The following is a 26,020-nucleotide window of genomic DNA, read 5'->3' as shown; positions in this document are numbered from 1 at the left end:
ATCAACGTTATGGGTTCCAACTCGGGTTCCACTCTTTCAGAGGCCCGATTGGGTACCAGTCATCTGTCTCACCTGCTCCGCCCAGCCATTCAGCAAGCGGCGCTTTTCATCCATCTCCGCGGCCAGCTGGTAGATGCCCCGCACGCCGCCGGCCGTGCCCGAGCGCACATTCAGCACCCGGTCCAGCAGTTCCGGCGCCGCCCCTAACCGCACCATGCCCACAGCCGCGGTCCGGCGCAGGTCGCGAAGTTGCCAGCCCTCCACCCCGGACAGCTTGCGCGACTTGGCAACGGCATTTGAATAACCGGTGACCGGTGTCGTTGCGCGCGGCCCCGCCGGAAACACCAGGCCGCTCTTCGAGCGCGGCAGTGCCGCCAGCAACTCCAGTGCAAAGTCGGACAGTGGCAACTCATGCGTGTGTCCGCCGTGACTGCGCGCGCCGGGCGGCGTCCACACTCTCGACTGAAACTGAATGTCTTCAAGGCGCATCGACGAGATGTCGTTGCGGCTCTGCCCGGTAAGCAGAAGCAGCTTGAACAAGGCCCCGAACGGCCAGCCCTGTTGTGTCCAGGCCGACCACAATTCCGCGATCTCGTTATCGTTCAGAAATCGCTCGCGGGCGACTTCGCGATGCGGCGCGGACACGCCCCTTCCAGGGTTGCTTTCGACCAGGTCGACCTCGCAACCCCAGGCAAACATTTTCCGGATCAGGGCCAGCAGCCGGTTGGCCGCATAGGGGTGACCGCGTGCCGCCACGCTCTCCACAATCTCGATAACGTCACGGCGCGCGATACCGGCGGCCCCCCGCCGGCCCCACGCCGGAATGATCTCGCGCCGGATCATGCCTTCGTCGGCCTGCCAGCTTTTCTTGTTCCGTCGTGCATGGCGTTCGAGATAACTCCTGGCCAGGTGGTCGACCGTCACCGCGCCGCCGGTGACCGCCGTGCGCTGGCGTGACGGGTCGTGGCCATCGCCGACTTGCTTGAGGGCTTGCGCGGCTGCCTCGCGCGCCAGCTTCAAAGGCAGCGCCGGCCAGTCGCCGAGCGACAGCCGCTTCCGCTTGCCACCGGTGCGATACATGATCTGCCAGCTCCGGTGGCCGGTGCTGGTCACCCGCAAGCCGAAGCCGGGCTGGGCCTTGTCCCAGTAATCAACGCGATCTTTCTTCGGAGGTTCGATCCTCGCAACTCCTGCTTCCGTAATCTTTATGACTGGCAACTGCTCACACCTGACTGACTGTTCGAACGCCCACCCGCGCGGCTCATTATAGATGCGTTGCAGCGAGTCGTGGCGCGCCGGAACAACAGCGCACCAGAAACACAAACTCGAAAAACTCACTGTCGGTGGTTGAGCGACATCACGGCCTTCGCCCTAACGCATGACCTTTGCATCGAGCAGTGATGTCAGTCCGATTACCGTCCGCTCACATTGTCCGCCTGATTGGTTTCCAAAAGGTTCAGGCCGACACACAGGCTGCAAAAGGCACTGCCAGGAAGGACAGCGGGCGCAGCAGGAAAAACCATCAACATGATACCGGCGGGCACCACAGCCCGCAAGGCGCACTCTTGAGCCACAGCCGGCCTGGCCCATCCCGCCTGTCCGGCACCTCATCCGGGATCAATCGTGCTGCCATTGCCCACCAAGGGTAACGCCGCCGTGACGCGCGTTCACATCACGCGTGATCAGCCACGTGCATTTTCTCACATGCAGGCAGGTAAGTGGCTTTCATTAGTGGGTAATTTTGTTGACTGAGCCGTGTAGCGACTTGATTGGATTTAGATCCCAAACAGCGCCATCTTCTAATCAACGAAACGGAGCCACACGGAAATTGGCTTCCACATAATAACAAGGACAAGAACAATGAAGAATATAGCTGTCGCACTCGCCGCCCTGACCATCTATGCCGCTCCGGCTCTGGCAGACACCATTCACACCGACGGGCCGACCAAATCCAAGTCCGCCACCGTTGTGGCCAATGTGGATGCAAAGCAGGATTTCGGCGCAACCATCACGCCTGTCCGCAGCAACACCACCAAGAAGACCAACTTCGGCAGTGGCCACGTATTCCAGCCGCACGATTTTCGCGGTGGTCGCTGATAGACGGCAAACCTTTTATCGCCCGGTCACTCCAAACGTCCCCCCTCTACGCCCGAGTGACCATGGCTAAACAGACGGCTCCGGATTCCCCTTCCGGAGCCGTTTTTCGTGAGGCGGCCAGTTTCCCGCCACCACACACAAAAAGGGTCCGCAGCGAATACTCGCGCGAACCCTTCGTGAGACATGCCGTGAGGGCAAATCCGGGAAAACCGGCAATGTGCCGGCTCCTGACACAAATCATCAGACCTTGGAGGCTGCTCCAATGCGAGATGCCTGTGTCCAGATTACCCCAACAACAGTTCTGATCTCACTCGACATAGGACCACCTCCTTTCAATTGTTAATGACAGGGCTGAGCCTATCAGCTGTTCGCAGGCCGTCAATCGCCAAATCGCCGGTTTCACGCATCATTAAACCGGCCGGGCCGGAAAGGCGTCAGCATGGCAACGTCCGCGCCTGTTGCGATCTCGCGGGCCACGAGTTCCCCCACCAGCGGGCCCAGCGTAACGCCTGAGTGCATGACGGCAACATAGACGTCGTTGTTCAGCCTGCCGATCGCCGGGTAGCTGTCTACGGGCATTGGCCGCACACCGTGGCGGACTTTCTCCATCTTCAGGCCTGCAGCAGCATTTGGCAGGCGCTGCTTCAGCCGCTCAAGCATGCGGTCCGCCACATCTTCCACCGCATCATCTCCCAGCGCCCCCGAAAACAGGTTGCCGCAGATCGCCCGGCCGTCCGGCAGTTGCTTGAAATGCACATCCGGTGACCAGATCGTATGCTGCAGCCGGAATGGCAGCTCATTGGTTTCGATCAATACTCCGGGTTCATTTTTCATTGGCAGCTTCTGGCCGCATTTTTCAGCCAGGTCACCGGTCATGATCCCGGCTGCGATGACAACGTCATCCACCTGGATACGTCCCGCAGGGCTGACGATCACATGACCGGCGTTCGCGTCTTGCTCGATAGCAGACACCGGAACACCTGCAAGAACGACAGCGCCGGCGTCCTGGGCAGCACGCAGCATCATCCGGGTGACATGGCTTGCCTCGACGGCACCTTCGTTCTCCATCAACAGCGCTTTTACCGGCAAATCCGCCAGTTCCGGTTCCAGCACCCGCAGATCGTCACGAGTGACCAGCTTCACCGGATGACCAAAGCGGCCAAGCTCCTCAACGAGCTCATCCAGCTTGTTTTCGCGTGCTTCCCAGTTCAAGGACCCGGTCCACTGGGTCTGCAGCGCCCCGTTGAATTCCTCGTCCAGCTTGCGGTGCGCCTGAATGGCTGCAATCCGCATCTCGTAATAGTCGATCCGGGTGACAAAACTGGCGTTTATCCAGCCCATTGATCGCGACGATGCCCCGGAGGCGGGCTCATGGGCTTCAAACACGGAAACCCGGCACCCGGCCAGCGCCAGTTCACGCGCAATACAGGCACCGATAATGCCTGCTCCAATGATACCGACATGTTTCAACGTGGATCCTCCGTCAGGCCATTAAAAAGGCCGCTCAACCTCTATGTCGAGCGACCTTCTGTAACTCATTTCTGCCCGGAGCGGCAGATCGAACCAACGGAATGACTGTCTAATTCTCGCCGATCTCGCCTTCGATACGTTGCATCTCGTCTTTTAGTTGTAGCTTTCGGCGCTTTATCCGCGCTATCTCCACACTGTCTATCGAAGGATGCTGCAGGGCGCTGTCCAGCTGATTTTCCAACGCCTGGTGTTTTGCGCTCAACTCCGACAAATGTGACTGAAGAGACATATTAAACCTCCTGCATGTTGTGATACGGATGACGAAAGTGTGGCATGCAACAAGCCCCAAGTCGATGCGATTTGTGCCCATTTGGAGTGAATTGTTCGTAAGTTACACAATGAAACCTTGCAAAATCCGCCCAATACCCGGAAAAATACTATCAGCCATGCACACAAGAGGATGCAGCTTTACATGACTAATGGGCCGGGAAAGGACAATTTGATGGCCTTGCTGAACACATTGAAGCAGCGCCATCGGGACCTGGATGTTGCTATTGATTCGCTGGTGTCCACCGGCAGCGCCGATCAGTTGCAGTTGCGCAGGCTGAAAAAGGAAAAACTGGCCCTGAAAGACCGCATTGCCAAGATTGAGGATGACTCCCTGCCGGATATCATCGCATGACATGGGCAGGTTCAAGGTCGCCCTGATGCCGGGTCCTGTTGGTAAAATACATTGAAGTTCACAGAATCAGCGTTGCGCTGATAAGCGTTATTCATATAATCGCGCGCTTTCTCAGGACCCCGGCAGGCGCCGCCAGTCAGGTATGGGGACAACGCGAAGGCAGTAAGACATGGCCAGTTCCGGCAAAAGCGACGTTGCCATCATCATGGGAAGTCAGTCCGACTGGCCCATAATGACCAATGCAGCCGATACGCTCGCAGCGCTCGGCATTTCCCATGAAGCCCGCATTGTATCGGCTCATCGCACGCCTGATCGCCTCTACGAATTTGCCAGAGGCGCCCGCGACGAAGGCTTCAGGGTCATTATCGCCGGTGCCGGAGGTGCTGCTCACCTGCCCGGCATGACAGCCAGTCTCACGCCACTGCCGGTTTTCGGGGTACCGATAGAGAGCAAGGCGCTTCATGGTGTCGATTCGCTACACTCTATTGTTCAGATGCCGGCCGGCATACCCGTTGGGACCCTGGCGATTGGTAAGCCGGGTGCGGTGAATGCTGCGCTGCTGGCAGCTGCGGTACTGGCTCTTAGCGACCGGGAACTCGCAGAAAAGCTGGATTCCTGGCGCGCTGCGCAAACAGAAGCGGTTGCTCCTGTCCCAGGTTCGGGTTGAGCGCGCCCGTGAGTGTCGCCCCGCTTCCACGCAGCAGTACTATCGGCATACTGGGCGGCGGTCAGCTTGGCCGGATGCTGGCCATGGCATCAGCTCGTCTCGGCTTCAAAGCCCATGTTTACTCACCCGCCGGAGACAATCCCGCCTTCGCTGTCGCCCACCAGACTACACAGGCGGAATTCGACGACGAGAGCGCTCTGAAAGCATTTTCAGGCGCCTGTGACGCCATCACCTATGAATGGGAGAACGTGCCTGTCGACACCTGCGATCTGATTGACACTATCTGTCCGGTTCGCCCGGGTGCGGAGGTGTTGCGCATTTCCCAGGACCGGATCGCGGAAAAGACATTCATCTCGGGCCTTGGTATCCCGGTACCGGACTTCCACCCGGTCGGCTCGCTGGCGGAGCTCGAGGAAGCCGTAAGCGCGATCGGACGTCCTTGCGTGCTGAAAACCCGGCGCCTCGGCTATGACGGCAAGGGACAGGCCCGCATCAAGGAAGACACCTCGCTGGCGGACGCCTGGGCGGCAATTGGCGGACAACCGGCGATTCTGGAAGCCTTTGTACCTTTCGACAGGGAAATATCGGTCATCGCGGCGCGCGGCGTGGATGGCGCTTTTGCAGCGTTCGATATTCCGCAGAACCGGCATGAAAACGGTATTCTGCGCTCGTCAACAGTACCGGCGCAGCTCAAATCCCGCACTGCCGGCCAGGCCCGTGAAATCACCTCTACCTTGTTGGAATCATTAAATTATATTGGAGTGATGGCGGTTGAACTGTTTGTGTCCTCCAAAGGCGGTACAGAGAGCCTGATGGTAAACGAGATTGCGCCGCGGGTTCACAATTCCGGCCACTGGACGGAAGCCGCCTGCCATGTCTCCCAGTTCGAGCAGCATATTCGCGCTGTTGCCGGTTGGCCACTTGGGGACACCACGCGAAATTCAGACTGCGTCATGGAAAACCTGCTTGGCGATGAAATTTTCGCCTGCCCGGAACTGGCCGCCCTGCCCGGCGCGGTGGTCCATGACTATGGCAAGGCAACAAGCCGTGACGGGCGCAAAATGGGCCATGTTACGCGCCTGGTTCTGAAAAAATAGCACCATTTTGCGGATCGATGCGTGTGTTTTGCACTCGACAGAAGCCGCTGGTTCTGATACTCACACCCTCAATCGGGACAGGCTTTCGCTTGTCCTGCTGTCGTCATTTGTTGCCAGCCTTGGTCATTTTTAATGTTTGAAGCCAGGTTTCGTGTCAGACAGCATCTGATCTGAAAAGTTTTAACGCCAACACGGGGTAATTGCCTGTGCATGTAATTGTACGCGACAACAATGTAGACCAGGCGCTGAAAGCGCTCAAAAAGAAGATGCAGCGCGAAGGTATCTTCCGTGAAATGAAGCTGCGTGGTCACTTCGAAAAACCGTCTGAAAAGAAGGCACGCGAAAAGGCAGAAGCCATTCGCCGCTCCCGCAAGCTGGCCCGCAAGCGTGCCCTGCGCGAAGGTGGCGTTGTCGCCGGACGGCGCGGCAAGTAAGCCGAAGCCCGACTTCGAGTATTTGAATTTAGCCTGCACGATTTCAGTCGGTGCAGGCTTTTTCGTGTCTGTTGTTCGGCCGCCCCATGAGGTCACGCGGCAAGCTCGCAGACGTTAAAGAAATGTTAACGTGCGTTCCAGGCGCTGGTCGGTTTATCTGTTTCGAGAATGCGAATGCATTTATGTGCGAATTGGCATCTTGCATCATCTTCCGCGGTGCCGGTTTCAGGAACAGGCACTCCGGGGCCAATCAACTCTGGAGGGTTCATGCGAATGACCGTGAGGTCCGACATGCTGCGCATGGCACTGCTCGGCGGTGTGGCCCTGACCGTGATCACGACCGGTGCGGCTGCAGATGAACTTGCCATCCTGAAGGCACAGCTTGCCGCGCTTGAAAACCAGGTGGACTCAATTCAGCCCGCGCCTGTTCCGGCACCGACCGGCTCTTCACTGCTGCGCTATGAACGCGGTCACGGTGGCAACACATGGGGGCTCGATGCTGTTCGCGACAGCGTTAATATCAATGATAACAGTGGCTTCACTATCGCAATAACACCAACCGCGGACCTTCCTGCGCCGGTGGCTGAGGTAACTGTGTATGGTTATGCGGCAGGTCACGTCGCTTACGATTTCGATCAAAGCCTCGGCACTGCCAGCTCGTTCAAGGCCAGCAACCTGTCCGCTGACGGCGCAGACGATATCGGCGACCATGTCTCCCTGAGCCACCGCCGGTCACGGTTCGGCATCAAGTCGAAAGTTGACACCGGCATCGGCCGCATTCGCACGCGGCTCGAATTCGACGCCAGCCTCGGTACTGACATTGACGACAGCGACGCAACCGACACCGCAGGCGCGGGCAGCACACGCATCCGTTCGCGCCACGCTGTCGGCCACTGGGACATGACCAGGGACTGGACCCTGTCCGTGGGCCAATGGTGGTTCACCGCAGCCCTGTTGCCCATCGGTGTCTCCACGGTCGATTCCGCCGGTGCGCTGCTGACCCACTCGCGCCGGCCGCAGGTTCGCCTGTCGTATTCGGATGGCCCCTTATCCTGGGCAGTTGCCATGGAAAACCCGAGTTTTGAGTCAGAAACCAACATGCCGAACATTGCAGGTTACCTGCAGTACGACATCAGTGGCGGTCACCGGTTCATCGTAACCGGTGAAGTGGCGGACTGGGAACCTGAAGGCGAAGACAACCTTGGCTGGGCCGTTCAGGCCGGCGCAAACATCAACCTGGTCGATGTCGCAACCCTGACCGCCGGCTTCGGCTATGGTGAAGGTCTTTTGACCCAGAAATTCGTGTTTGAAGAAAGCTTCGACAATGTCGAGGCAGGCGGTGATCCGCTGGAAGCACTTGCCTTCCTTGTCGGCCTGTCAGTCGAACTCAGTGAAACTGCAAGCTTCAATACCATGTTCTCCTATGTCGAAGCTCTAGCGGAGCAGGACGGCAATGAGGAAGAACAGGTGTACAAGGTACACGCCAACGTCATGTGGCGGCCTGTCAAGCAGATGCGCATGGGCTGGGAAGTTATCTGGGCCCGCAAACAGTTCGAAGAAGGCCAGGCCGAAGACGGCGTTCGTGCCACCTTCGCCACATGGTTCTTCTTCTAGAAACAGTTGCAAAGCCTGACGTTACGGACCGGACTTGTCCTGCAAGGGTTGTTTCGTGTCTGCTATTCGGCGGCCACATCCATGTGTTTGGGGCCGAAATCCGTCAGTTTCGGCGCGCAGGCGCGGCTGGATGAAAACGAAAGCACGCTTGCTTCCGGCACCTGTTTCCAGTTACCCGCCTCGTCGCTGTCCAGCGGTTCAGATACCACCACCAGGCCACCTGCCGTACATTTGTAATACAGGGACGGCGCATGTCCGTCGCTGGAGTAGCGAAACGCATGCAATGTATCGCCATCGCCAATGGCGGCTGCGAATTTCAGGGGATGCCTGATACCTTTCGAGCGCATCAGGTCTTCTGCATGCCCGATCGCATGCCGGAAGCCGAGGACCGGGTCCTCCCTGCCGCCGTGAGACATGGCCAGCAGAAACAGCAATTCACTGTCTGTCGTACCTTCGCGGTAGTCATAGATATCCTCAGAAACGGCATACTCGAGCTCACGCCGCAACCGGCCATAGCCGCCAATCTGCCCATTGTGCATGAACATCCACTTGCCCATCACGAACGGATGACAGTTGGCGCGTGACACCGGCGTGCCTGTTGACGATCTCACATGGGCAAAGAAAAACCTCGACCTGAGCTGCCGGCACAAACTGCGCAGATTGTCGTCATTCCAGGCCGGAAACGGCTCCCGGAACAGGCCCGGCTGGCTGAGATCGCCATACCAGCCAATGCCGAAACCGTCGCCGTTGGTCTCGATCTTTGCCTCATAAGCCTTGAGGCTCTGGGCAACCAGAGAATATTGCGGCTCGGTTATCAGCGTATCCAGGTATACCGGCTCACCCCGATACACAAGCCAGCGGCACATTTGCTGCTCTCCCGCCTTTATTGATCGCCGCGATTGGCAACTTTCGGATACAGCTCCTTTATGACGCTGCTGGCGGTTTTCTCGAAGGCACACGGCAGGATGCCGTGGACCATCGCCGCAAGGCCTGCGCCAATCAGCTTCAGCCCGAATCTCGACGCAAACATGAAGTGTTCCGGGTAGCTTTCGCCAACACTGGCCGGGTGATCAAAAAGCGCTGCATCCAAGGTGCGTTTCATGGGGCTGTTTCCTTCTCTGAAAAATCCTGGAGATAAGATAACCGCCACCACATCGAAATAGTTCCCTTTCTTCAACCATATAGACTATGTTTATGGGAAAATGTCCCAACACAGGAGAATTTGAGACAACAATGGACCAGATAGATCGAAAAATCCTCATGCTTATCCAGGAAGATTCCAGCCTGTCCCTCAATGACATGGCAGAACAGGTCCATCTGTCGCGCAATGCCTGCTGGAACCGTGTCAGGCAGATGGAGGACAAGGGCATCATACGCGCCCGTGTTGCCCTGCTGGATCCCAAGCAGCTCAACCTTGACCTGACCGTGTTCATTTCCGTGCGCACCAACAACCACACCAGCGCCTGGCTTGAGCGGTTTCACGCGGCTGTCCGCACCCTGCCCGAGATCATCGGTATTTACCGCACCACCGGCGATGTCGATTATCTGCTGCAGGCCGTCGTGCCCAGCATGAAAGCCTATGACGCGCTGTACCAGCGCCTCATTTCAAAAGTTGAACTAAACGACGTATCGTCCAGCTTTGTCATGGAGGAGATCAAGAGAACCACGGTGTTGCCGCTGGATTATGCATGACACAAGTGGGTGCTGCTCTAGTCCGGCGCAGCGCCATTTGCCTTCAGAAAATCCTTGATGGCGCCCCAGCTGACTTCAGTCAGCGGGTCGATATGGCCATTGCCTTCCATCCTCAGAAACTCCTTGGGGCCCGTGAAAGCTTCATAAAGCCGCTCGCCCTGCGCATATGGCACAACCCTGTCGGTGGTGCCATGGAACACGAACACCGGTGCCGTGACCTTGGGGGCAAAGTCGATTGACCGGTATTGATCCTTCATCAGCAGGTCAACCGGCAAGAACCAGTATCGTGTTCGCGCCACGTCCGCTGCAGAGGTAAAGGGCGCTTCAAGGATCACCGCCAGAGGGCTGGTGTCCGGATTGGCGGCCAACTGCGTGGCAACCCCGGTTCCCAGGGATTCCCCGAACAGGATCACCCTGGAGGCGGCTATGCCCTTTTGTTGCAGGAATTTCAGGGCGGCGCGCCCGTCTTCGATAAACCCGGTTTCGGTCGGGCTGCCGGTGGACCCGCCATAGCCCCGCCAGCTCAGCACCAGAACACCGAAACCTTCACGGTGAAACACCCCGAACCGTTCGGCCCGGTCACCCAGCGTGCCGGCATTGCCATGCATATACAAAATCACCGGCACATCCGGCTTGGGCGGCAGTGCCAGCCAGGACACCAGAGTCTCGCGGTCATCTGTTTCAATGGACGCGGCAACAAAACCGTCGAGCCCGAACTTGCCCGGTTCCTCAAAGCCCGTCCTGGCACTGTGTTGCGGAAAATACTGAAAATTTCTCTGCGCCACATACATGATCCCCGCCAGAGCGAGGTACGTGCCGGCAACAACAAAAATGAAACTGATCATGGTTTTCTTCATGTGGTGTCAGGGATTATGTCCAGCGCCCGGTCGAGCCTGTCCGGCAATGAACAGGAACAATAATCAACATGCAATACACGCCTGTGTGTCGGCTCTTTCGCTGCAATGGCCCGGTCCTGATGCCAGCCGAGATGCCGGTTGTCATGCGGTGCCTTGTCAAACGCCAGAACCCGGACCGGCCGGCCCCTACCCCCTGACAGGCCGGCGGCGACCCGTCCAATTCCGCCTGAGGGTGACAATAACGCCAAAACAATCGGGGACAGATCAAATGATCTGCCCCCGGCTTCGAGATACAAGCTGTTGAACTCATCCCGCAACAGCGCGAGTACGTCTGCTTCCACGACCGACACAAAGAGTTCGCGCCGTCGCGCTCAAACTCGAGCACTGGTCTAGTCCATCGCCTTGACGATACCCTCAACCATTTTCTTGGCGTCGCCCAGCAGCATCAGCGTGTTGTCGCGGTAGAACAGCGAATTATCGATCCCCGCATAACCCGATGCCAAAGAGCGCTTGGAGAACATCACGGTACCGGCGTTCCACACTTCCAGAACCGGCATGCCGAAGATCGGCGATTGCGGATCTTCCTTGGCCGCCGGATTGGTCACGTCGTTGGCGCCGATCACATAGGCAATGTCCGTGTTGGCGAACTCCGAGTTGATATCCTCCAGCTCAAACACTTCATCGTATGGCACATTGGCTTCCGCCAGCAGCACGTTCATGTGCCCCGGCATACGCCCGGCGACCGGATGGATGGCATACTTGACCGTAACGCCTGCCGCCTTCAGTTCATCCGCCATTTCGCGCAGGGCATGCTGGGCCTGGGCCACAGCCATGCCATAACCCGGCACGATGATCACTGAAGACGCGTTCTTCAGCATGAAACCTGCATCTTCCGCAGAGCCCTGTTTGACCGGTTTGACTTCCCCGTCGGCACCAGCTGCCGGGCCGGCGGTTTCACCGCCGAACCCGCCAAGGATCACCGAGATGAACGACCGGTTCATGCCTTTGCACATAATGTAGGACAGGATCGCCCCGGACGAACCCACCAAGGCCCCGGTGATGATCAGCGCCGTATTGCCCAGGGTAAATCCGATGCCCGCAGCTGCCCAGCCGGAGTAGGAATTCAGCATCGACACGACCACCGGCATGTCGGCGCCGCCAATCGGTATGATGATGAGAACGCCGAACACCAGGGCCAGAACCACGATCAGCCAGAACGCGGTTGTCGACTGCGAGGCCATCAGCCAGATAATGGCAATGATAATGGCGGCAAACAGGCCGATATTGATCATGTGCCGCGCAGGAAGCATGATTGGTGCGCCCGACACACGGCCCGACAATTTACCGAATGCGATAACGGACCCGGTAAAGGTGATCGCACCGATACCCGCGCCCAGCGCCATCTCGAGCAGGGAAGCTGCCGCTATTTGACCTGCAGCATCGGAAATCTCGAACGCGCCCGGCGAATAAAGCGCCGCTGCCGCCACAAATACAGCGGCAAGACCGACCAGCGAGTGGAAGGCAGCAACAAGTTCCGGCATCGCCGTCATCGGAATGTTCTTGGCCGTATAGGCGCCAATGCCGCCGCCGATGGCGATGGCAAGAATGATCAGGCCCCAGGTGGTGGCCGAACCGACACCCATCAGCAGCAGCGTGGTCACCACCGCGACCGCCATGCCGATCATGCCGAACTGGTTACCCTGTCTTGATGATTCAGGATGTGAAAGCCCGCGCAGCGCCAGGATGAACAGGACGCCGGACACGAGGTACAGAAGGGCCGCAATATTTGCTGACATCACTTGGCTTCCTTCTTCTTGTACATAGCCAGCATTCGCTGCGTAACCAGGAAGCCGCCGAATATATTGACGCTGGCAAACACCAGGGCAATAAAGCCGAACACCATGGCCGCCGTTGAACCGGACGCGACCGCACCGGCCCCCACCGCCAGCAGCGCGCCGACCACGATGACCGAGGAAATCGCGTTGGTTACCGACATCAGCGGCGTATGCAGTGCCGGCGTTACCGACCACACTACGTAGTAGCCGACGAAAATCGCCAGCACGAAGATGGCGAGGCGAAACACAAACGGATCAATGCCCGTCGCAGCTCCGGCCGCAGCTCCGGCACCTTCTGCAATCAGCTGCGCCTGGTCGGCAAGCACCTGCGCCTGTTCAGAGGCGGTCTGTGCGGTGTCCGCAGCGCTTCGCGCCGCTTCGGCTGCGGCTTTGGCCGCTGCTGCCACCTCTTCCGGGGTCATTCCTGCCATTGCTCTAGTTCCCCTTCTTTTCTGTCAGAACCGCATGCACAATTTCACCATCGCGCATCAGCCCGCAACCGGTGATGATTTCATCTTCCCAGTCGAGCTTCATCTCACCTTCCGGTGACACCATCAGGTCAACAAAATTCTGCAGGTTCTTGGCGTACAATGTCGAGGCGTTGCCCGCCAGCTTGCCCGGCAGGTTCTCGTGCCCCATGATCGCAACACCCTTGTGATCGACAATCTGGCCCGGCTTCGACAGCGGACAGTTGCCGCCGCGTTCCACTGCCATGTCGACGATGATCGAGCCGGCCTTCATGCTTTCGACCATTTGCTTGGTCACCAGCACCGGCGCCGGGCGGCCGGGGATCAGCGCCGTAGTAATGACGATGTCCTGCCCCTTGATGTGATCAGCAACCAGTTCGGCCTGTTTCTTCTTGTCTTCGGCGGAAAGCTCCTTGGCGTAACCGCCTTCCGTCGCCGCATCCGCCATGCCCTCGACAAACACGAACTTCGCGCCAAGCGAGGCCACCTGCTCGCCGGCCGCTGCGCGAACATCCGTTGCCGACACAACCGCTCCAAGCCGCCGTGCAGTCGCGATGGCCTGCAGGCCGGCGACACCGGCGCCCATGACGAAGACACGTGCCGCAGGAACCGTGCCTGCGGCCGTCATCATCATCGGAAAGGCTCGGCTGAAATGTTCGGCTGCATCAATGACCGCCTTGTAGCCGGCGAGGTTTGCCTGTGATGACAGCACATCCATGGATTGCGCCCGGGTAATACGCGGGACCAGTTCCATGGAAAACGCCGAAACGCCCTGCTTGGCCATGGCGTCGAGATTCTTGCGGTCGCCATACGGATCAAGCTGGGCGGCGACGATGGCACCCTTCTTGAGAGATTTCAGGCTTGCATCGGGCAGCCGGCGAACCGCCAGCACAATGTCGGCATCCTTGAGAACAGCCGCCCCTTTGGCAATCTTCGCACCTGCCGCCTTGAACGCATCGTCTGACATGAAGGAACCGGCCCCGGCGCCCTGCTCGACACACACGGTCAGCCCCTTCTTCACATAGGCTTTTACGGCATCCGGCGAAACCGCAACACGGCTTTCACCTGCCGCCGTTTCTGAGGGGACAGCTATCTTCATGGGCTACTCCAATCAATCTGCAGTGAAATACGCAGAGGTGCCTGTTCAGGCCAGTCAGGAAACCAGCATCGCCGCGAACAGCGCAAACAATCCTGCCACGCCGCCGGAAAGAAGCCAGTTGCCGGATCCAATCCGGACGTCGATGATCAGCGCGATCGCTCCGACAATCAAACCTGCAAAGCCGTAGAAAAGCGAACCAACAGGGCCGAAAGCAAACAGGCACAAGGATGTAAGGATGATAAAGCAGGCAATGCAAAGCGCCACGGAATACTTCACAAAGCCCTGGTAGGTTGCCGCATGATCGGTTGTACCGGAAGGGTCGAGAGTATCCGCGGTGAAACGGTCGTGTTCAGACATTTGTGAAAGCCCCTGAAAAGCTGAAGTTGAACAATTGGGAAGAGTGACCCGCCACAATACGGGCAGGCATCCCGAAAAATCAACTTGCAATAGCGCTCGCCGCATTTCCACTGGTTTAAACGCCGCACCTTTTTCCTGTCGTCACGCCGCTTCGATGGCAGGTGCAACGCCGGCTGCCTGCAACGCGTCTGCCTGTCGCTGGCCCACCGTTTCGAGCTCATGCGACTGCAGCGCATTTTCAAACAACTGATGGAAGTTCATCTCAGCGCGCAGGTGAATGAACACGGATCCCAGACCGATAGCCGCACGGTCCATGAACACGAACTCGCGCGGCACCCGCACCGGGCCTTTTTCCTTCAATTGCTTGTGCACCGTGAACGCCTGCTGGCGGCCATACTGGGCAGCGGATCCTGACCCGTCCGAAATTTTCATCACCTTGTCTGTCAGAAGCGGCCCATAGATGAAGCGTGCCCAGACGTTCAGAATATCGATCAGCTCATTGTTGAGGCCCTTGAAGCCCCAAATGTCGTAGGCCGAAACGATCCTGTCGCGATCGTCTGCCTGCAGGCCCCGGTAGAGCTCCACCACACCTTTTACGAACGACGGCGGAAACACGCGCACACAGCCGAAATCCAGCAGGTTCAGTCCCTGCGGCTGGCCTGCGCTGTCAGACCATGCCGTGTAGTTGCCGAGATGCGGGTCGCCATGGATGACGCCGTGGCTGGTGAACGGGCGCCACCATGCATCAAACATGTTGCGGCACAACATGTTGCGCACGTCCTGGCTGTCATCCTTGAACTCCAGCAGTTTGCGGCCGTCCAGCCACTGCATGGTAATCAGGCGGCTGGTGGACAGATCCTCATGCAGATCGGGGACATGAATGTCAGGCCGGTCGGCCAGCACCGTCTTGTACAACCGCATGTGGCCTGCTTCACGGACATAATCCAGTTCTTCACGCAACCGGGCACCGATCTCGCCGGCTATCTCGGTGGTGTCGATGGCCTTGCTGATCTGCCGGTGCAGCGCAAACAATACCTTGAGTTGCGACAGGTCGGCTTCCACAGCCGACGCCATGTCAGGATACTGCAGCTTGCAGGCCAGCGCCTCACCCGCATGCGATGTGGCGCGGTGTACCTGGCCCAGTGAGGCAGCTGCGGTGGCCTCGCGTTCAAACGAGGCAAACCTGCCCTGCCAGTCCGCCCCCAGTTCCGCCGCCATGCGGCGGCGTACGAATGGCCAGCCCATGGCCGGCGCCTCGTTCTGCAACTGTGCCAGTTCTTCCGCAAACTCCGCCGGCAGCGCTTCGGGAATGGTTGCCAGCAACTGCGCAACCTTCATCAGCGGCCCTTTCAGGGACCCCAGGGCCTGCCTGAACAGTTTTGCTTCCGCCATACGGTCCTTGTCGGAGGAGAATGCCCGGCTCGCGGCAACCCTAGCGGCCGCCGACCCGACCCCGGTCCCCACTTTCGCATAACGCGACAACCGGCCGGTCAGTGAATTGGCCTCAGTGTCTTTCTGGTTTGATTTCTCGTTCACTTTTCGCCCTGCTCCGCCAGCGAAGACAGTTCTGAAAGAACCACCTCGCGATGATCGGAAATTCCCTTGTAGGCAAGCTCGTCCGCGTCGAGGCCTTCTATATGGCCTTTCAGCCGGGCCGCGATTTCACGTCTGTCCGGATGTGTCATGAGCAGTGAAACGGGATCAACGACGATCTGGATTGTAAACAGCACATCACCTGATTTCGGCAACCGGGTCAGGGTCTGGCGTTCTGCGCGCAACCATGTCCCGGTAAAGAAGCCGTCGGACGTGTCGGTCCACCTTGTATGGGTGGAATGGCTGAACGGATGATGCAGGTCCGGCACTTCGTAGATGGACCAGTTGCATCGCTGTACCGGATGACCTGCTTTCAGGTTGTCGAAGATCCGGTCAATCAGGCTGGCGGTTCGCGTTCCCGGTCCGAACCCCGGCACCGGCGCGTGCACGTCCGCAATCGGCTTTGCAAACTTGTCCGCCAGCACCCAGGTCGACGGAAAACACACCGCTGCCGCTGAAATACGGTATCCGGCGCTGCCCTTGCGCATGATAACCAGGTCGTCCTGAACCAGCCGGCAGGCAAGTTCCAGCGGCGCGTGTGAATAGTCCGAAATATTCAGGTCCAGTTGAGCAGGCACCACCGTCACATGGTCACCGGATACCCTGTAGATGTGCGGATAGGCACGCGGAAGATAGTCCAGCAGAAGCGCCAGCGTCTCAGCCTGCGCATCAAGCGTGTCGTCCTCGGCCTGGAACACGGCCTCGCGCCGCTCCGCAAAATGCCGTCCCTTGTCGCGCAGCTGGTCGGCCAGATGAATGTCCGGCACAATCCAGTCCTTCGGATCAAGTGCCGACAGCCCCACAGAGAAGGGTCTCGGCAACTTGTCCGGGTTCAGCGCTGAATGGGGTGAAAGACCGGTCATCTCGCTTCCGGGATCAGGACCCGGCTTCCATTTGTTCCAGTTCGTCGATGAAGCCTTCCAGCATGGCAAGCCCTTTGCTCCAGAACCCCGGATCGGTTGCATCCAGCCCGAACGGCTGCAACAGCTCGGAATGATGCTTGGTGCCACCGGCCTTCAGCAGTTCAAAGTACTTCTGCTGGAAGCCGTCTTCCGCTTCAAGGTACCTTGCATACAGGGAATTCACCAGGCAGTCGCCGAACGCGTAGGCATACACATAAAACGGTGAATGAATGAAGTGCGGGATATAAGCCCAGAAATTTTCGTAGCCGGGCCCGAATTCGATCGCCTCGCCCAGCGCCTCCTTCTGGGTCTTGATCCAGATCTCGCCCAGCTGGTCGGGGGTCAGTTCACCGTCACGGCGCGCCTGGTGAACGTCACGTTCAAAGCAGTAGAACGCGATCTGGCGAACCACTGTGTTGAGCATGTCCTCAACCTTGCCGGCCAAAAGGATTTTGCGGGTTTTCGGGTCACTGGTCTGGTTGAGCATCGACCGGAAGGTCAGCATTTCGCCGAATACCGACGCCGTTTCCGCGAGGGTCAATGGCGTGGCCGCCATCAGCGCGCCCTGGTCCGACGCCAGCACCTGGTGCACACCGTGGCCCAGTTCGTGCGCAAGTGTCATCACGTCCCGCGTCTTGCCCTGATAATTCAGCATCACGTATGGATGCGCCGACGGCACGGTCGGGTGCGAGAAGGCGCCTGATGACTTGCCCGGACGCACCGGTGCATCAATCCAGCGCTCGTCAAAGAAACGACGCGCGATATCCGCCATTTCGGGTGCAAACCCCGCATAGGCATCAAGGACCGTCGCCTGTGCATCGTCCCAGCCGATCTTGCTGTCATCCTGGTCCGGCAAGGGCGCGTTGCGGTCCCAGTGCATCATCCGGTCCATGCCGAGCCACTTTGCTTTCATGGCATAGTAGCGATGCGATAGTTTTGGATATGAACTGCGAACTGCCTCGACCAGCGCATCAACCACGGGGCCTTCTACCCGGTTGGCCAGGTGGCGGCTGTCAGCCACGTCCTCAAAGCCGCGCCAGCGGTCCGAGATTTCCTTGTCCTTGGCCAGTGTATTGGTGATCGATGCAAACAGCGAAATATTGGCCTTGAACACCTTGGCCAACGCTTCGGCAGCAGTCCTGCGTTTACCGGCATCCTTCGACACCAGCATGTTCAGGGTCGGTTCAAGCGACAGCTCCTCTCCGTCGACATCGAATTTCAGCGCCGCCATTGTCTCATCGAACAGACGGTTCCAGGCCCCGGCCGCAGTAACGGACTTCTCGTGAAACAGCTGTTCCACCCGGTCTTCCAGCTGGAACGGCTTTTCCTTGCGCAGGTCCTCGATCCACGGGCGGTAATGAGCCAGCCCGGCTGACGCGCCCATTGCGTTTTCCAGCGCATCGCCGTCAAGCCGGTTGAACTCAAGTTCGAAAAACACCAGCCCCGTGGTTATGGCAGTCAGCTTCTGGGATACGTCGCCGTAGAATTTCTGCCTGTCTGCGTCCGTGGTGTCTCCCACATAATACAACATCATGAATGACCCGATGCGGCCAAACAGGTCGGACATGGCTTCATATTCCCTGATCACCCCGGCCAGCGCATCGCCGCCGGTGCCATCACGAAGGATGTCTTCCAGCTTGCCTTGATAGGTTTCAGCAAAACGTGTTGCCTCAGTTGCCGCCTTTTCCATGTCGGAGCTGAATTCGGCGGCATCGGGTCCAGAATAAAGATCCGCCAGGTTCCATTCCGGCAGATTTCCGAGTTCGGCCTCTGCGGCGCTTGAGGATGAAGATTTCTGCAGATTTTCTTTCAGCGTACGCATTTTAACTCCAGGAGGTCAGGTGCCGGAACCGGCAAAACAGGGCATGAACAGCACATATGACCGCTCAATCTGCCTCAAACAAGCTGATTTCACTAAGATTTCCAGAAAATCATCAACTTGTATCAAAGTGGCCCAATTTTAAGCTGCCATTTACCCCTCTAGGGCAAAGTGCTCTTCACAAAGCATATGGAGTGAACCCGTGGGAACATTCAGACAGGCCCGTTCATTGTGCGCTTTTGATTCTGAGACGGCTGTGAGTAAACAAAAGAGACAGCATGGCACATAAAATTCTGATTGTTGATGACGACCCGGCGCAGCGCCGCATCCTCGAAGAGCTGGTCAAACGGTACGGTTTTGAAACCGCCACCGCCGACGGCGCGAGCCAGGGCCTTGATATTCTCGAGGCGAGCCGCTCCAAACCGGTCGACCTGATTATTCTGGACCTGGTGATGCCGGAAATTGACGGGCTTGAATTTCTCGAGCGCCTTTCCGCCTATCGCACGTCCGTCCCGGTAATCGTGCAAACCGCACAAGGCTCCATTGAAACCGTGGTCAAGGCCATGCGTGCCGGAGCCGATGACTTTGTTGTCAAGCCGGTCAATCCGGAACGGCTGAAAGTTTCCATACAAAACCTTCTGAAGGTCAATGCCCTGACCGAGGAAGTGAAACGGCTGAACCAGAAAGTATCAGGTGAAATGTCGTTTGACGACCTGATCATCGCCAGTCCGGCCATGTCCAGCGTGGTCAGGCTCGGCAAACGGGCGGCTCACTCGAACATTCCGGTCCTGATCGAGGGCGAGAGCGGGTCGGGCAAGGAAATGATTGCCCGCGCCATTCAGGGTGAAAGCGAGCGCAGAGGCAAGGCGTTCGTGGCGGTAAACTGCGGTGCGCTGCCCGAAAACCTGGTCGAAAGCATCTTGTTCGGCCATGAAAAAGGGGCTTTTACAGGTGCGGTTGGCAAACACATCGGCAAGTTCCAGGAAGCTGACGGCGGAACCTTGTTCCTTGACGAAGTCGCGGAACTGCCGCTGGACATACAGGTAAAACTGCTGCGCGCCCTGCAGGAAGGTGAAATCGACCCGGTCGGTTCGCGCAAGCCGGTCAAGATCGATATTCGACTGATTTCCGCAACCAACCGAAACATGATCGAAATGGTCAAAAACGGCCAGTTCCGCGAAGATTTGTATTATCGCCTCAACGTGTTTCCGGTCATGGCGCCGCCATTGCGTGAACGCATTGAGGACATTGCACCACTGGTAACCCATTTCATCACGCGCTTTGCTGCCGAGGAAGGCCGCAGGGTGAAGGGCATTGACGCCAATGCGCTGGAATTGCTCAAGACCTACGCCTGGCCGGGCAATGTCCGCCAGCTCGAAAACACGGTATTCCGGGCCATTGTCATGTGTGAAGGCGATCAGCTTCATATAGCCGATTTCCCGCAGATTGCCGCCCTGACCGATGGCTTCGATGTTGAGGTGCCGCCGGCACCTGTACCCGAACCCGCAGCACCTGCTGCAAGCGGGGCAGATGCCATGATTGGCGGGCAGGCCAACGTCACCGACAACGCCGCACTTGCATCAACCGGGTCAACCAGCATGGTGTCCGACGGCTTTGCCATCGGCATCCCGGCTGTAACCGATGGCGGACACATCCGGCGGCTTGAAGAAATTGAAGCCGATATGATCCGGCTGGCCCTCAATCGCTATCGGGGTCAGATGTCGGAAGTCGCACGCAAGCTGGGAATCGGACGCTCAACCCTGTATCGGAAAATGCGTGAGCTCGGGCTTGAGGCGCGCGGCTAGGCACCTGTAGCGGCGTGGATTCGGATGAACCCCCTGTCGCTCTAACATTTTGAAAGCGATCAGGCTTGGGATTTTCGGTTGATTCTGCCGGACTTCCCAAAGCTGATCAGGGCACAATTTGGACACTTAAATTCCAAGATTTCATCATTTGGACAATAACGCAGGTGATGCTTGGGAGCAGGATGGTGATTGATTGAGTTCAGTCAGAAGCAAAAAGCGGATCGTATCGGAGAACGGGGAGCAGGGTTCGAGCGCAAAACCGGCAGTACAACGGCTCCGCACCCTGCTCGGGTGCCGGTGTCAGGACCTTCATTACGTAAAAGTTATGAACTGCCCCCAGTTGAAGTATTGCGATCATTGAAAGGCTGTGGCTTAACTCGCAGTCAATTCACCGGAGGTTTATGAAATGTTGAACCGTTTGAGTGCCGTATTGCTGGCGTCATGCCTGGCCTTGCCAGTTATGACCGTTTCTGCCAGTGCAGAAAGCCAGATAAGGCAGAAGAAGTTCAACTTCAATTCCGGCAGCAGCACCACACAGTCAAACGACAGTTTCTGGTCGCAACGCCAAAAGCGCAGCAGGCAGAGACAAAGAGCAAGACAGGACGAAGAGAGATTCAATTTTCTCGATCGGACACGCGGTTTCTTCTCCCGCTCCGGCGATTATTTTGATCGCCAGGTCCGGTATCGCAATGCCAGACGGTATCGTGAGCGGGTCAGGCTGTCGGACAATGACGGCCCGGACGCAGCCTCTACCGGTGAAAAATACCATAAGTATAAGGCCAGCTATCCGGTTGTACTTGCAGGTAAGAAGCTGAAACAGCCGCGCCCGAAAGGGGCTGTATTCGCATCCGCTTCAGGCACTGTTGTGGATGCAAACGAGTATGTGGAGACGGTCCAGTTGCCGGATCCGCTGGCCCAGGCGGTATTTGAGACGTTGAAACAGGGTTCCGCCGGCGCTTCGCTGTCGAAGAGCCAGGTCAAAGCGCTGGTGGCAGCATATGCCGAACGCGAGTTTGAGCCGATCTGGATTACAGACAGAAAGCCGTCATCGAATGCCCGTGCCGTACTCAAGGTGCTGGCCAATGCCGATCAGGAAGGCCTTGACCCGGACCTGTACCGGCTGGCGTCACTGACCGATGCAGGCAGCATCGACGATCTGGCGTCTGATCCCGAGGCTCTGGCGAAGTTCGAACTGCAGTTATCGGCCATGGCGTTGCGGTATTCAGACCATGCCGCGTCCGGCCTGGTTACCCCCAACAAGATTTCCGGCTACCACGATCTCAAGCCACCCAAGATTGCGGCCAAGGATGCCGTGGCCTCACTTGTCAATCATCCCGCGCCGCAGGACTGGCTGATGAGCCTGCATCCGAAACTGCCGGCTTACGCGGCCATGAAAGCCGAGTTGATCAAGCTTGGCGCCGGCGAGCCCGAAGTCGATCAGATCGTGGTTCCGGCTGGCCCACTGCTGAAGCTGGGCGTTGAAGATGACCGTGTGCCGATCCTGCGCGAACGCCTCAAGCAGTTGAAATTGCTGAAAAACAAGGACGAACTTGCGCTGTCGGACAATCAGGCCAGCGATGCGCCCCTGTTTGGCTCGGACGGTGCGGTACTGGCAGCCGAAAACGCATCTGACACAATGACGGAAACCGACGTGAAGGCGCTGCGGGCGTTCCAGAAGAGTGTCGGCCTCAGCCCCGACGGTATCGCCGGCAGGCGCACCATTAATGCGCTCAACGGCAAGAAGTCAGTCAGGCGGACCGACCAGATCGCCCTCAACATGGAGCGGCTGCGGTGGCTGCCGCGCAATCTTGGCTCGCGCTATGTACTGGTGAACCAGCCAGCCTACAAAATGCAGATTATCAACAAGGGTGAAACCGAATGGTCCACCCGCGTGATTGTCGGCAAACCGTCCAACCAGACCTACTTCTTCTCCGACCAAATGTCGCGGGTGGAATTCAACCCGTATTGGGGCATTCCGCAGTCCATTATCAAGGGCGAATACCTGCGCCGGGTGCAGGATAACCCGAGTTACTTTGAGCAGCGCGGCTATGAAGTTCTCAACAGTCGCGGCCAGCGAATTTCAGGCTGGGATGTGGACTGGTGGAACTATCGCGGCGGCATTGGCGTGCGCCAGAAACCCGGTCCGAAAAATGCGCTCGGCGAAGTCAAGTTCATGTTCCCGAACAAGCACGCCATTTACCTGCATGACACGCCCAAACGGTCCCTGTTCAGCAAGGACAGGCGCGCCTACAGCCATGGCTGTGTCCGTGTTCAGAACCCGCGTGAGCTTGCGACCCAGATTTTGGGCTGGTCGCAGAACAAGATTGCATCGACCATAGCGACCCGCAAAAATACGCCGGTACAGCTGAAACGGAAGTTGCCTGTGCATTTGACGTACTTCACCGCCTGGACCGATGAAACGGGCGATCTGGCCTATTACAACGATGTCTACAAGCGCGACATGTATCTCGCACGGGCATTGAAGGCGGAAAAAACCGCCCTGCGTTAAGCCGTCGGGCCATAGAATCACAACTGCAAACGGGCGCCTCCTGGGGCGCCCGTTTGTGTTTATCGCCGCCAGGAGACATGAAAACCACGATTTTCATGCGATCAGACGAAAACTGTCATCAATCTGACATATAATAACCGGTTTTTATGTCCGTGCTTAAGCAGGTGTTAAGCTGGCTATGCAATGATCAATTAGCTGAGTAAAAACAACGCCTAATAGCAGCCTTATTCTTGTGGTCTCTGACGAATTCGGTTACAAAGGCTTAAGAGATTCTGCTTTGAAGCAGTTTCTAGGGGATGCGGGGTTTTCCCGTGTGATGGTGGTTATGCAGTGCAGGGTTCCTTGGACCACGCTATTTGACAGTGTGGTTTCTCAGGCCAAACGTAAGGCTTTGACCGGCTGTTTCGCAGCAACCGTGGCGGTTGGCGCGTTCGCGGCAACGTCTGCTGTAGCGTCTGCTGAAGACCGTACACTTTCGATGTATTTCACGCATACCAAGGAATCCCTGACCATTACCTACAAAAGGAATGGCAAGTACGATCGCGCTGCCCTGAAGAAAATCAACTGGTTCCTGCGCGACTGGCGCCGCAACGAACCAACCAAGATGTCATTGGAAACAATTGACCTTTTGTGGGAACTGCACGCTGATCTTGGCTCGAAAAAGCCTGTTCACATTGTGTCCGGTTATCGGTCGCCTCGCACCAATGCCATGTTGAAGCGGATCGGGCGTAAGGTTGCCCGTACGTCGCAGCACATGAAGGGCCGTGCGATTGACTTCTACTTCCCGGACGTGCCGGTAGAGAAAATCATGGGCTCTGCCTTTGTGCGCAAGATCGGCGGCGTTGGTTATTATCCGCGCTCCGGCAAGTACGGCTTCGTCCATATCGACAACGGCAATGTCCGGCACTGGCCGCGCATGAGCGCAACCCGCCAGGCGAAGATTGCCCGCAAGTATTATAAAACCGTGGCTGCCCGCAGAGGCCGTCCAAACAACTTGCAGTATGCAGCTTTCCAGCCGGCTCCCGCCAAGAACAAGAAGAGCCAGTCCGGCCCGGTCAGCCTGATGCCGGCCAGCATGGCTGAAGCGGTTATTGCAGCCGTTGCCACGACACCGGCCCCAACAACTGTTGCAGCGTCCTTGCGCAGTGCGCCCAAGCCGCGTCCACGGCCGATTGAAGTCCTCATGCTCGCAGCGGCAAACATGCAGATCGAACCTGCTTCTGCTCCAGTCGAGCGCCAGAACTTCTCTGAAGACAATGTTTCACCGGTACGCGGCAGCCTTGGTCCCGTTACCATCGCCTCGCTGGCCGTGGAAGATCTGAATTCCGTCAACTCAACCGCCAAGGGCAGCCTTAACACGGCAACTGCACCGGCTGTCCAGGGAACCGGCATTCGTCCTTTGAGCGTCAGCTACGCCAACACATCCAGCTTGAGTGACCTGTTCACCAGCACAGATGCAATTGCACGCCGTGATGGCGCACCACAGCCGTTTGTTCACGACGAAGAGCACGAAATCCATCCTCTGAGCAAAGAGGACAAGTCAGCACTGGCGCGCTTGATCGAAGCGTTCATGCCGGGTTCAGAGCCAGCCGAACAGGCCGCAAGTACAGACAATGGCGTCAACCGCTCCGGCAAGGGCGACAGCCAGATTGTCAACCGTTCCGGCAAGGGCAACTTTACACCTGAAGCTGTTGGCACCCAGAAAATCTGGCAGCAGAGCGAAGCCCAGAGTTCAAAAATCCTTAAAGTCGTGGAAGCACCGCTGAGCTTCGGAAACTGATCGTTTCCCGCCTTCCTTGCTCGTCAGAAGTCAGTCTGATCAGAACTGGCACTTGTCACGTGCGCACGCCGAAAACACTTCAATGAGTTCGCTGTCACACTGGCCGTCCACCGGCCCCTTGTAACGGCCGATGGCAGCCAACCTCTGCTGCCAGTCGCTGGTCATCTCAACATCGGCAATCGCGCAGGTTTTCTCCCATTGCCGCTTCGCCGCCTGGATCTTTCCGCCATAATACAGGACGTCTCCGAAACTGTGCTGGACTTCCAGGTCGTCCGGCAGCAGCCGCATCGCTTCCTGAATATCGGCTTCGGCTTCTGCAAACCTGCCGCGCCGCAGATAAATATAGGCACGCTGCTTGTAGGTGCTTCCATAGGCAGGATCCATGTGCACCGCCGTCACATAATCCTTGAGAGCGGCGTCATCGTCTCCGGAAAACGCATACGCAACGCCACGCATGACATGGGCTTCAACCGTCGGATTGAATTCTATTGTCTTGTCGAGATCCTTGATGGCCAGCGCGTTCTTGCCCTGCAGCTGGTACAGGTATGCCCGCAGCAGAAACGCAACCCAGGACTTCGGGTCATACTCCAGTGCCCTGGTGTACTCAGCCAGTGCAGCGTTGTAGTTTCCGTTGTCCATATGGTAATTGCCGCGCAGCACATGCTCGGCCGAGGTCCTCAAGTCATCTGCAAGCGATGGTTCAGGTTCAGTGGAATTGGTGACGGCAACCTCGACAACAGAACCCGCCGGCTTCAACCCATGAAGCTCAGGGCCTGCCGCCAACCCGGCCCAGCCCAATTGTATACTCCCCAATACGGCGACTATACTAAGAGCTGCTGCGGTCATCGAATTCCAGCCTCGCTTATTGAGCGGCAATCATAGCCTTTATCTGCGTTCACTCATTCCGCTGCGGCAGCATCGTCCTGCCCGCCGCTGTCTGCCGGAAGCATGCCAAGCGCGCTGAGGTAAAGGTCGAGGATCGCCTCTTCCTCCTGGCGTTCCGCACTGTCTTTCTTGCGCAGGCTGACGACCTTTCGCATGATCTTGGTGTCGAAACCATTGGATTTGGCTTCACCATAGATTTCCTTGATATCAGCCGCGATTGCCTTCTTTTCTTCTTCAAGCCGCTCAATGCGTTCGATCAGGCTGCGAAGCTGGCCCTGCGCGAAACTTGTCTTGGTATCCATGGATTCAGGTCCGTTCTATCTACTCTGGGCGCTCGTTTGAACGTGTTGCACTAGATC

The 26,020-nt window shown here is 57.8% G+C and carries 25 protein-coding genes; 10 read left to right on the top strand and 15 right to left on the bottom strand.

Going from position 1 to position 26,020, the window contains the following annotated elements; all coding sequences use genetic code 11:
• Positions 1–36 precede the first annotated feature (36 nt).
• Positions 37–1,218: a tyrosine-type recombinase/integrase gene (locus DHN55_RS08990; RefSeq protein WP_337660079.1), complete on the bottom strand. Its 1,182-nt coding sequence runs from the start codon at positions 1,216–1,218 to the stop codon at positions 37–39.
• Between the two features lie 642 nt (positions 1,219–1,860).
• Here DHN55_RS08990 and DHN55_RS08985 point away from each other — a divergent pair.
• Positions 1,861–2,097 carry a hypothetical protein gene (locus DHN55_RS08985; protein ID WP_108880956.1) on the top strand — a complete coding sequence of 79 codons (237 nt, stop codon included), beginning with the start codon at positions 1,861–1,863 and terminating at the stop codon, positions 2,095–2,097.
• 399 nt (positions 2,098–2,496) lie between these two features.
• Here the strand turns inward: DHN55_RS08985 and DHN55_RS08980 are convergent, their stop codons facing one another.
• On the bottom strand, positions 2,497–3,567 hold the full coding sequence (locus DHN55_RS08980) for an FAD-dependent oxidoreductase (RefSeq protein ID WP_108880955.1): 1,071 nt from the start codon (positions 3,565–3,567) through the stop codon (positions 2,497–2,499).
• A 109-nt stretch (positions 3,568–3,676) separates the two neighbouring features.
• On the bottom strand, positions 3,677–3,856 hold the full coding sequence (locus tag DHN55_RS08975; RefSeq protein WP_108880954.1) for a DUF465 domain-containing protein: 180 nt from the start codon (positions 3,854–3,856) through the stop codon (positions 3,677–3,679).
• A 213-nt stretch (positions 3,857–4,069) separates the two neighbouring features.
• On the opposite strand from DHN55_RS08975, the gene DHN55_RS08970 reads away from it, so the two are divergent.
• From DHN55_RS08970 to DHN55_RS08950, 5 genes are all read left to right on the top strand, one after another.
• Entirely contained in the window at positions 4,070–4,249 is a 180-nt protein-coding gene (locus DHN55_RS08970) for a YdcH family protein (RefSeq protein ID WP_337660078.1), read from the top strand.
• Between the two features lie 169 nt (positions 4,250–4,418).
• Complete coding sequence (gene purE / locus DHN55_RS08965) at positions 4,419–4,916, top strand: 5-(carboxyamino)imidazole ribonucleotide mutase (protein WP_108880953.1); 498 nt, start codon at positions 4,419–4,421, stop codon at positions 4,914–4,916.
• Between the two features lie 8 nt (positions 4,917–4,924).
• Positions 4,925–6,013 (top strand): 5-(carboxyamino)imidazole ribonucleotide synthase, encoded by a 1,089-nt coding sequence (locus tag DHN55_RS08960; RefSeq protein ID WP_108880952.1) that lies wholly within the window; start codon positions 4,925–4,927, stop codon positions 6,011–6,013.
• A 206-nt stretch (positions 6,014–6,219) separates the two neighbouring features.
• Complete coding sequence (gene rpsU, locus DHN55_RS08955; RefSeq protein WP_108881795.1) at positions 6,220–6,447, top strand: 30S ribosomal protein S21; 228 nt, start codon at positions 6,220–6,222, stop codon at positions 6,445–6,447.
• A gap of 273 nt (positions 6,448–6,720) precedes the next feature.
• Positions 6,721–8,061 (top strand): hypothetical protein, encoded by a 1,341-nt coding sequence (locus DHN55_RS08950; protein WP_337660077.1) that lies wholly within the window; start codon positions 6,721–6,723, stop codon positions 8,059–8,061.
• A 62-nt stretch (positions 8,062–8,123) separates the two neighbouring features.
• On the opposite strand, the gene DHN55_RS08945 is transcribed toward DHN55_RS08950, so the two are convergent.
• Together DHN55_RS08945 and DHN55_RS08940 are read right to left on the bottom strand one after the other, a co-directional pair.
• Complete coding sequence (locus DHN55_RS08945; RefSeq protein WP_108880950.1) at positions 8,124–8,927, bottom strand: class II glutamine amidotransferase; 804 nt, start codon at positions 8,925–8,927, stop codon at positions 8,124–8,126.
• Between the two features lie 17 nt (positions 8,928–8,944).
• Complete coding sequence (locus DHN55_RS08940; protein ID WP_108880949.1) at positions 8,945–9,163, bottom strand: DUF6356 family protein; 219 nt, start codon at positions 9,161–9,163, stop codon at positions 8,945–8,947.
• A gap of 131 nt (positions 9,164–9,294) precedes the next feature.
• Here DHN55_RS08940 and DHN55_RS08935 point away from each other — a divergent pair, with 131 nt between their 5' ends.
• Positions 9,295–9,753 carry an Lrp/AsnC ligand binding domain-containing protein gene (locus tag DHN55_RS08935; RefSeq protein ID WP_108880948.1) on the top strand — a complete coding sequence of 153 codons (459 nt, stop codon included), beginning with the start codon at positions 9,295–9,297 and terminating at the stop codon, positions 9,751–9,753.
• 17 nt (positions 9,754–9,770) lie between these two features.
• Here DHN55_RS08935 and DHN55_RS08930 read toward each other — a convergent pair whose 3' ends face one another.
• From DHN55_RS08930 to DHN55_RS08890, 8 genes are all read right to left on the bottom strand, one after another.
• Positions 9,771–10,598: an alpha/beta hydrolase gene (locus tag DHN55_RS08930; RefSeq protein ID WP_337660076.1), complete on the bottom strand. Its 828-nt coding sequence runs from the start codon at positions 10,596–10,598 to the stop codon at positions 9,771–9,773.
• Positions 10,599–10,999: 401 nt separating this feature from the next.
• On the bottom strand, positions 11,000–12,406 hold the full coding sequence (locus DHN55_RS08920; protein WP_108880945.1) for an NAD(P)(+) transhydrogenase (Re/Si-specific) subunit beta: 1,407 nt from the start codon (positions 12,404–12,406) through the stop codon (positions 11,000–11,002).
• A complete protein-coding gene (locus DHN55_RS08915; protein WP_108880944.1) occupies positions 12,406–12,876 on the bottom strand; it encodes a proton-translocating transhydrogenase family protein in 471 nt (156 codons plus the stop codon). Before DHN55_RS08915 ends, DHN55_RS08920 begins: the two co-directional genes overlap by 1 nt.
• Positions 12,877–12,880: 4 nt before the next feature.
• Positions 12,881–14,011, bottom strand: coding sequence for a Re/Si-specific NAD(P)(+) transhydrogenase subunit alpha (locus DHN55_RS08910; protein ID WP_108880943.1), 1,131 nt, complete (start codon positions 14,009–14,011; stop codon positions 12,881–12,883).
• Between the two features lie 54 nt (positions 14,012–14,065).
• Positions 14,066–14,368 (bottom strand): aa3-type cytochrome c oxidase subunit IV, encoded by a 303-nt coding sequence (locus DHN55_RS08905; protein ID WP_108880942.1) that lies wholly within the window; start codon positions 14,366–14,368, stop codon positions 14,066–14,068.
• A gap of 141 nt (positions 14,369–14,509) precedes the next feature.
• Positions 14,510–15,904: an AarF/UbiB family protein gene (locus DHN55_RS08900; protein WP_108880941.1), complete on the bottom strand. Its 1,395-nt coding sequence runs from the start codon at positions 15,902–15,904 to the stop codon at positions 14,510–14,512.
• A complete protein-coding gene (locus tag DHN55_RS08895; protein ID WP_337660075.1) occupies positions 15,901–16,824 on the bottom strand; it encodes a heme-dependent oxidative N-demethylase family protein in 924 nt (307 codons plus the stop codon). Before DHN55_RS08895 ends, DHN55_RS08900 begins: the two co-directional genes overlap by 4 nt.
• Before the next feature lie 13 nt (positions 16,825–16,837).
• Entirely contained in the window at positions 16,838–18,685 is a 1,848-nt protein-coding gene (locus DHN55_RS08890; RefSeq protein WP_108880939.1) for a M3 family oligoendopeptidase, read from the bottom strand.
• A 275-nt stretch (positions 18,686–18,960) separates the two neighbouring features.
• Here DHN55_RS08890 and DHN55_RS08885 point away from each other — a divergent pair, with 275 nt between their 5' ends.
• The 3 genes from DHN55_RS08885 to DHN55_RS08875 all read left to right on the top strand — a co-directional run bounded on the left by DHN55_RS08885 (position 18,961) and on the right by DHN55_RS08875 (position 24,776).
• On the top strand, positions 18,961–20,487 hold the full coding sequence (locus tag DHN55_RS08885) for a sigma 54-interacting transcriptional regulator (RefSeq protein WP_108880938.1): 1,527 nt from the start codon (positions 18,961–18,963) through the stop codon (positions 20,485–20,487).
• Positions 20,488–20,893: 406 nt separating this feature from the next.
• Positions 20,894–22,996 carry a L,D-transpeptidase family protein gene (locus tag DHN55_RS08880; RefSeq protein WP_108880937.1) on the top strand — a complete coding sequence of 701 codons (2,103 nt, stop codon included), beginning with the start codon at positions 20,894–20,896 and terminating at the stop codon, positions 22,994–22,996.
• Positions 22,997–23,387: 391 nt separating this feature from the next.
• Entirely contained in the window at positions 23,388–24,776 is a 1,389-nt protein-coding gene (locus DHN55_RS08875) for a DUF882 domain-containing protein (protein ID WP_337660074.1), read from the top strand.
• 39 nt (positions 24,777–24,815) lie between these two features.
• Here the strand turns inward: DHN55_RS08875 and DHN55_RS08870 are convergent, their stop codons facing one another.
• The gene (locus DHN55_RS08870) at positions 24,816–25,574 is read right to left on the bottom strand and encodes a tetratricopeptide repeat protein (RefSeq protein ID WP_337660073.1); all 759 of its coding nucleotides are present in this window, start codon (positions 25,572–25,574) and stop codon (positions 24,816–24,818) included.
• 101 nt (positions 25,575–25,675) lie between these two features.
• The gene (locus DHN55_RS08865) at positions 25,676–25,963 is read right to left on the bottom strand and encodes a GapR family DNA-binding domain-containing protein (RefSeq protein WP_108880934.1); all 288 of its coding nucleotides are present in this window, start codon (positions 25,961–25,963) and stop codon (positions 25,676–25,678) included.
• Between the last annotated feature and the right edge of the window lie 57 nt (positions 25,964–26,020).

It is taken from the genome of Anderseniella sp. Alg231-50 (assembly GCF_900149695.1).
Lineage (GTDB): Bacteria > Pseudomonadota > Alphaproteobacteria > Rhizobiales > Aestuariivirgaceae > Anderseniella.
This window is presented reverse-complemented; position numbering and strand designations above follow the sequence as displayed.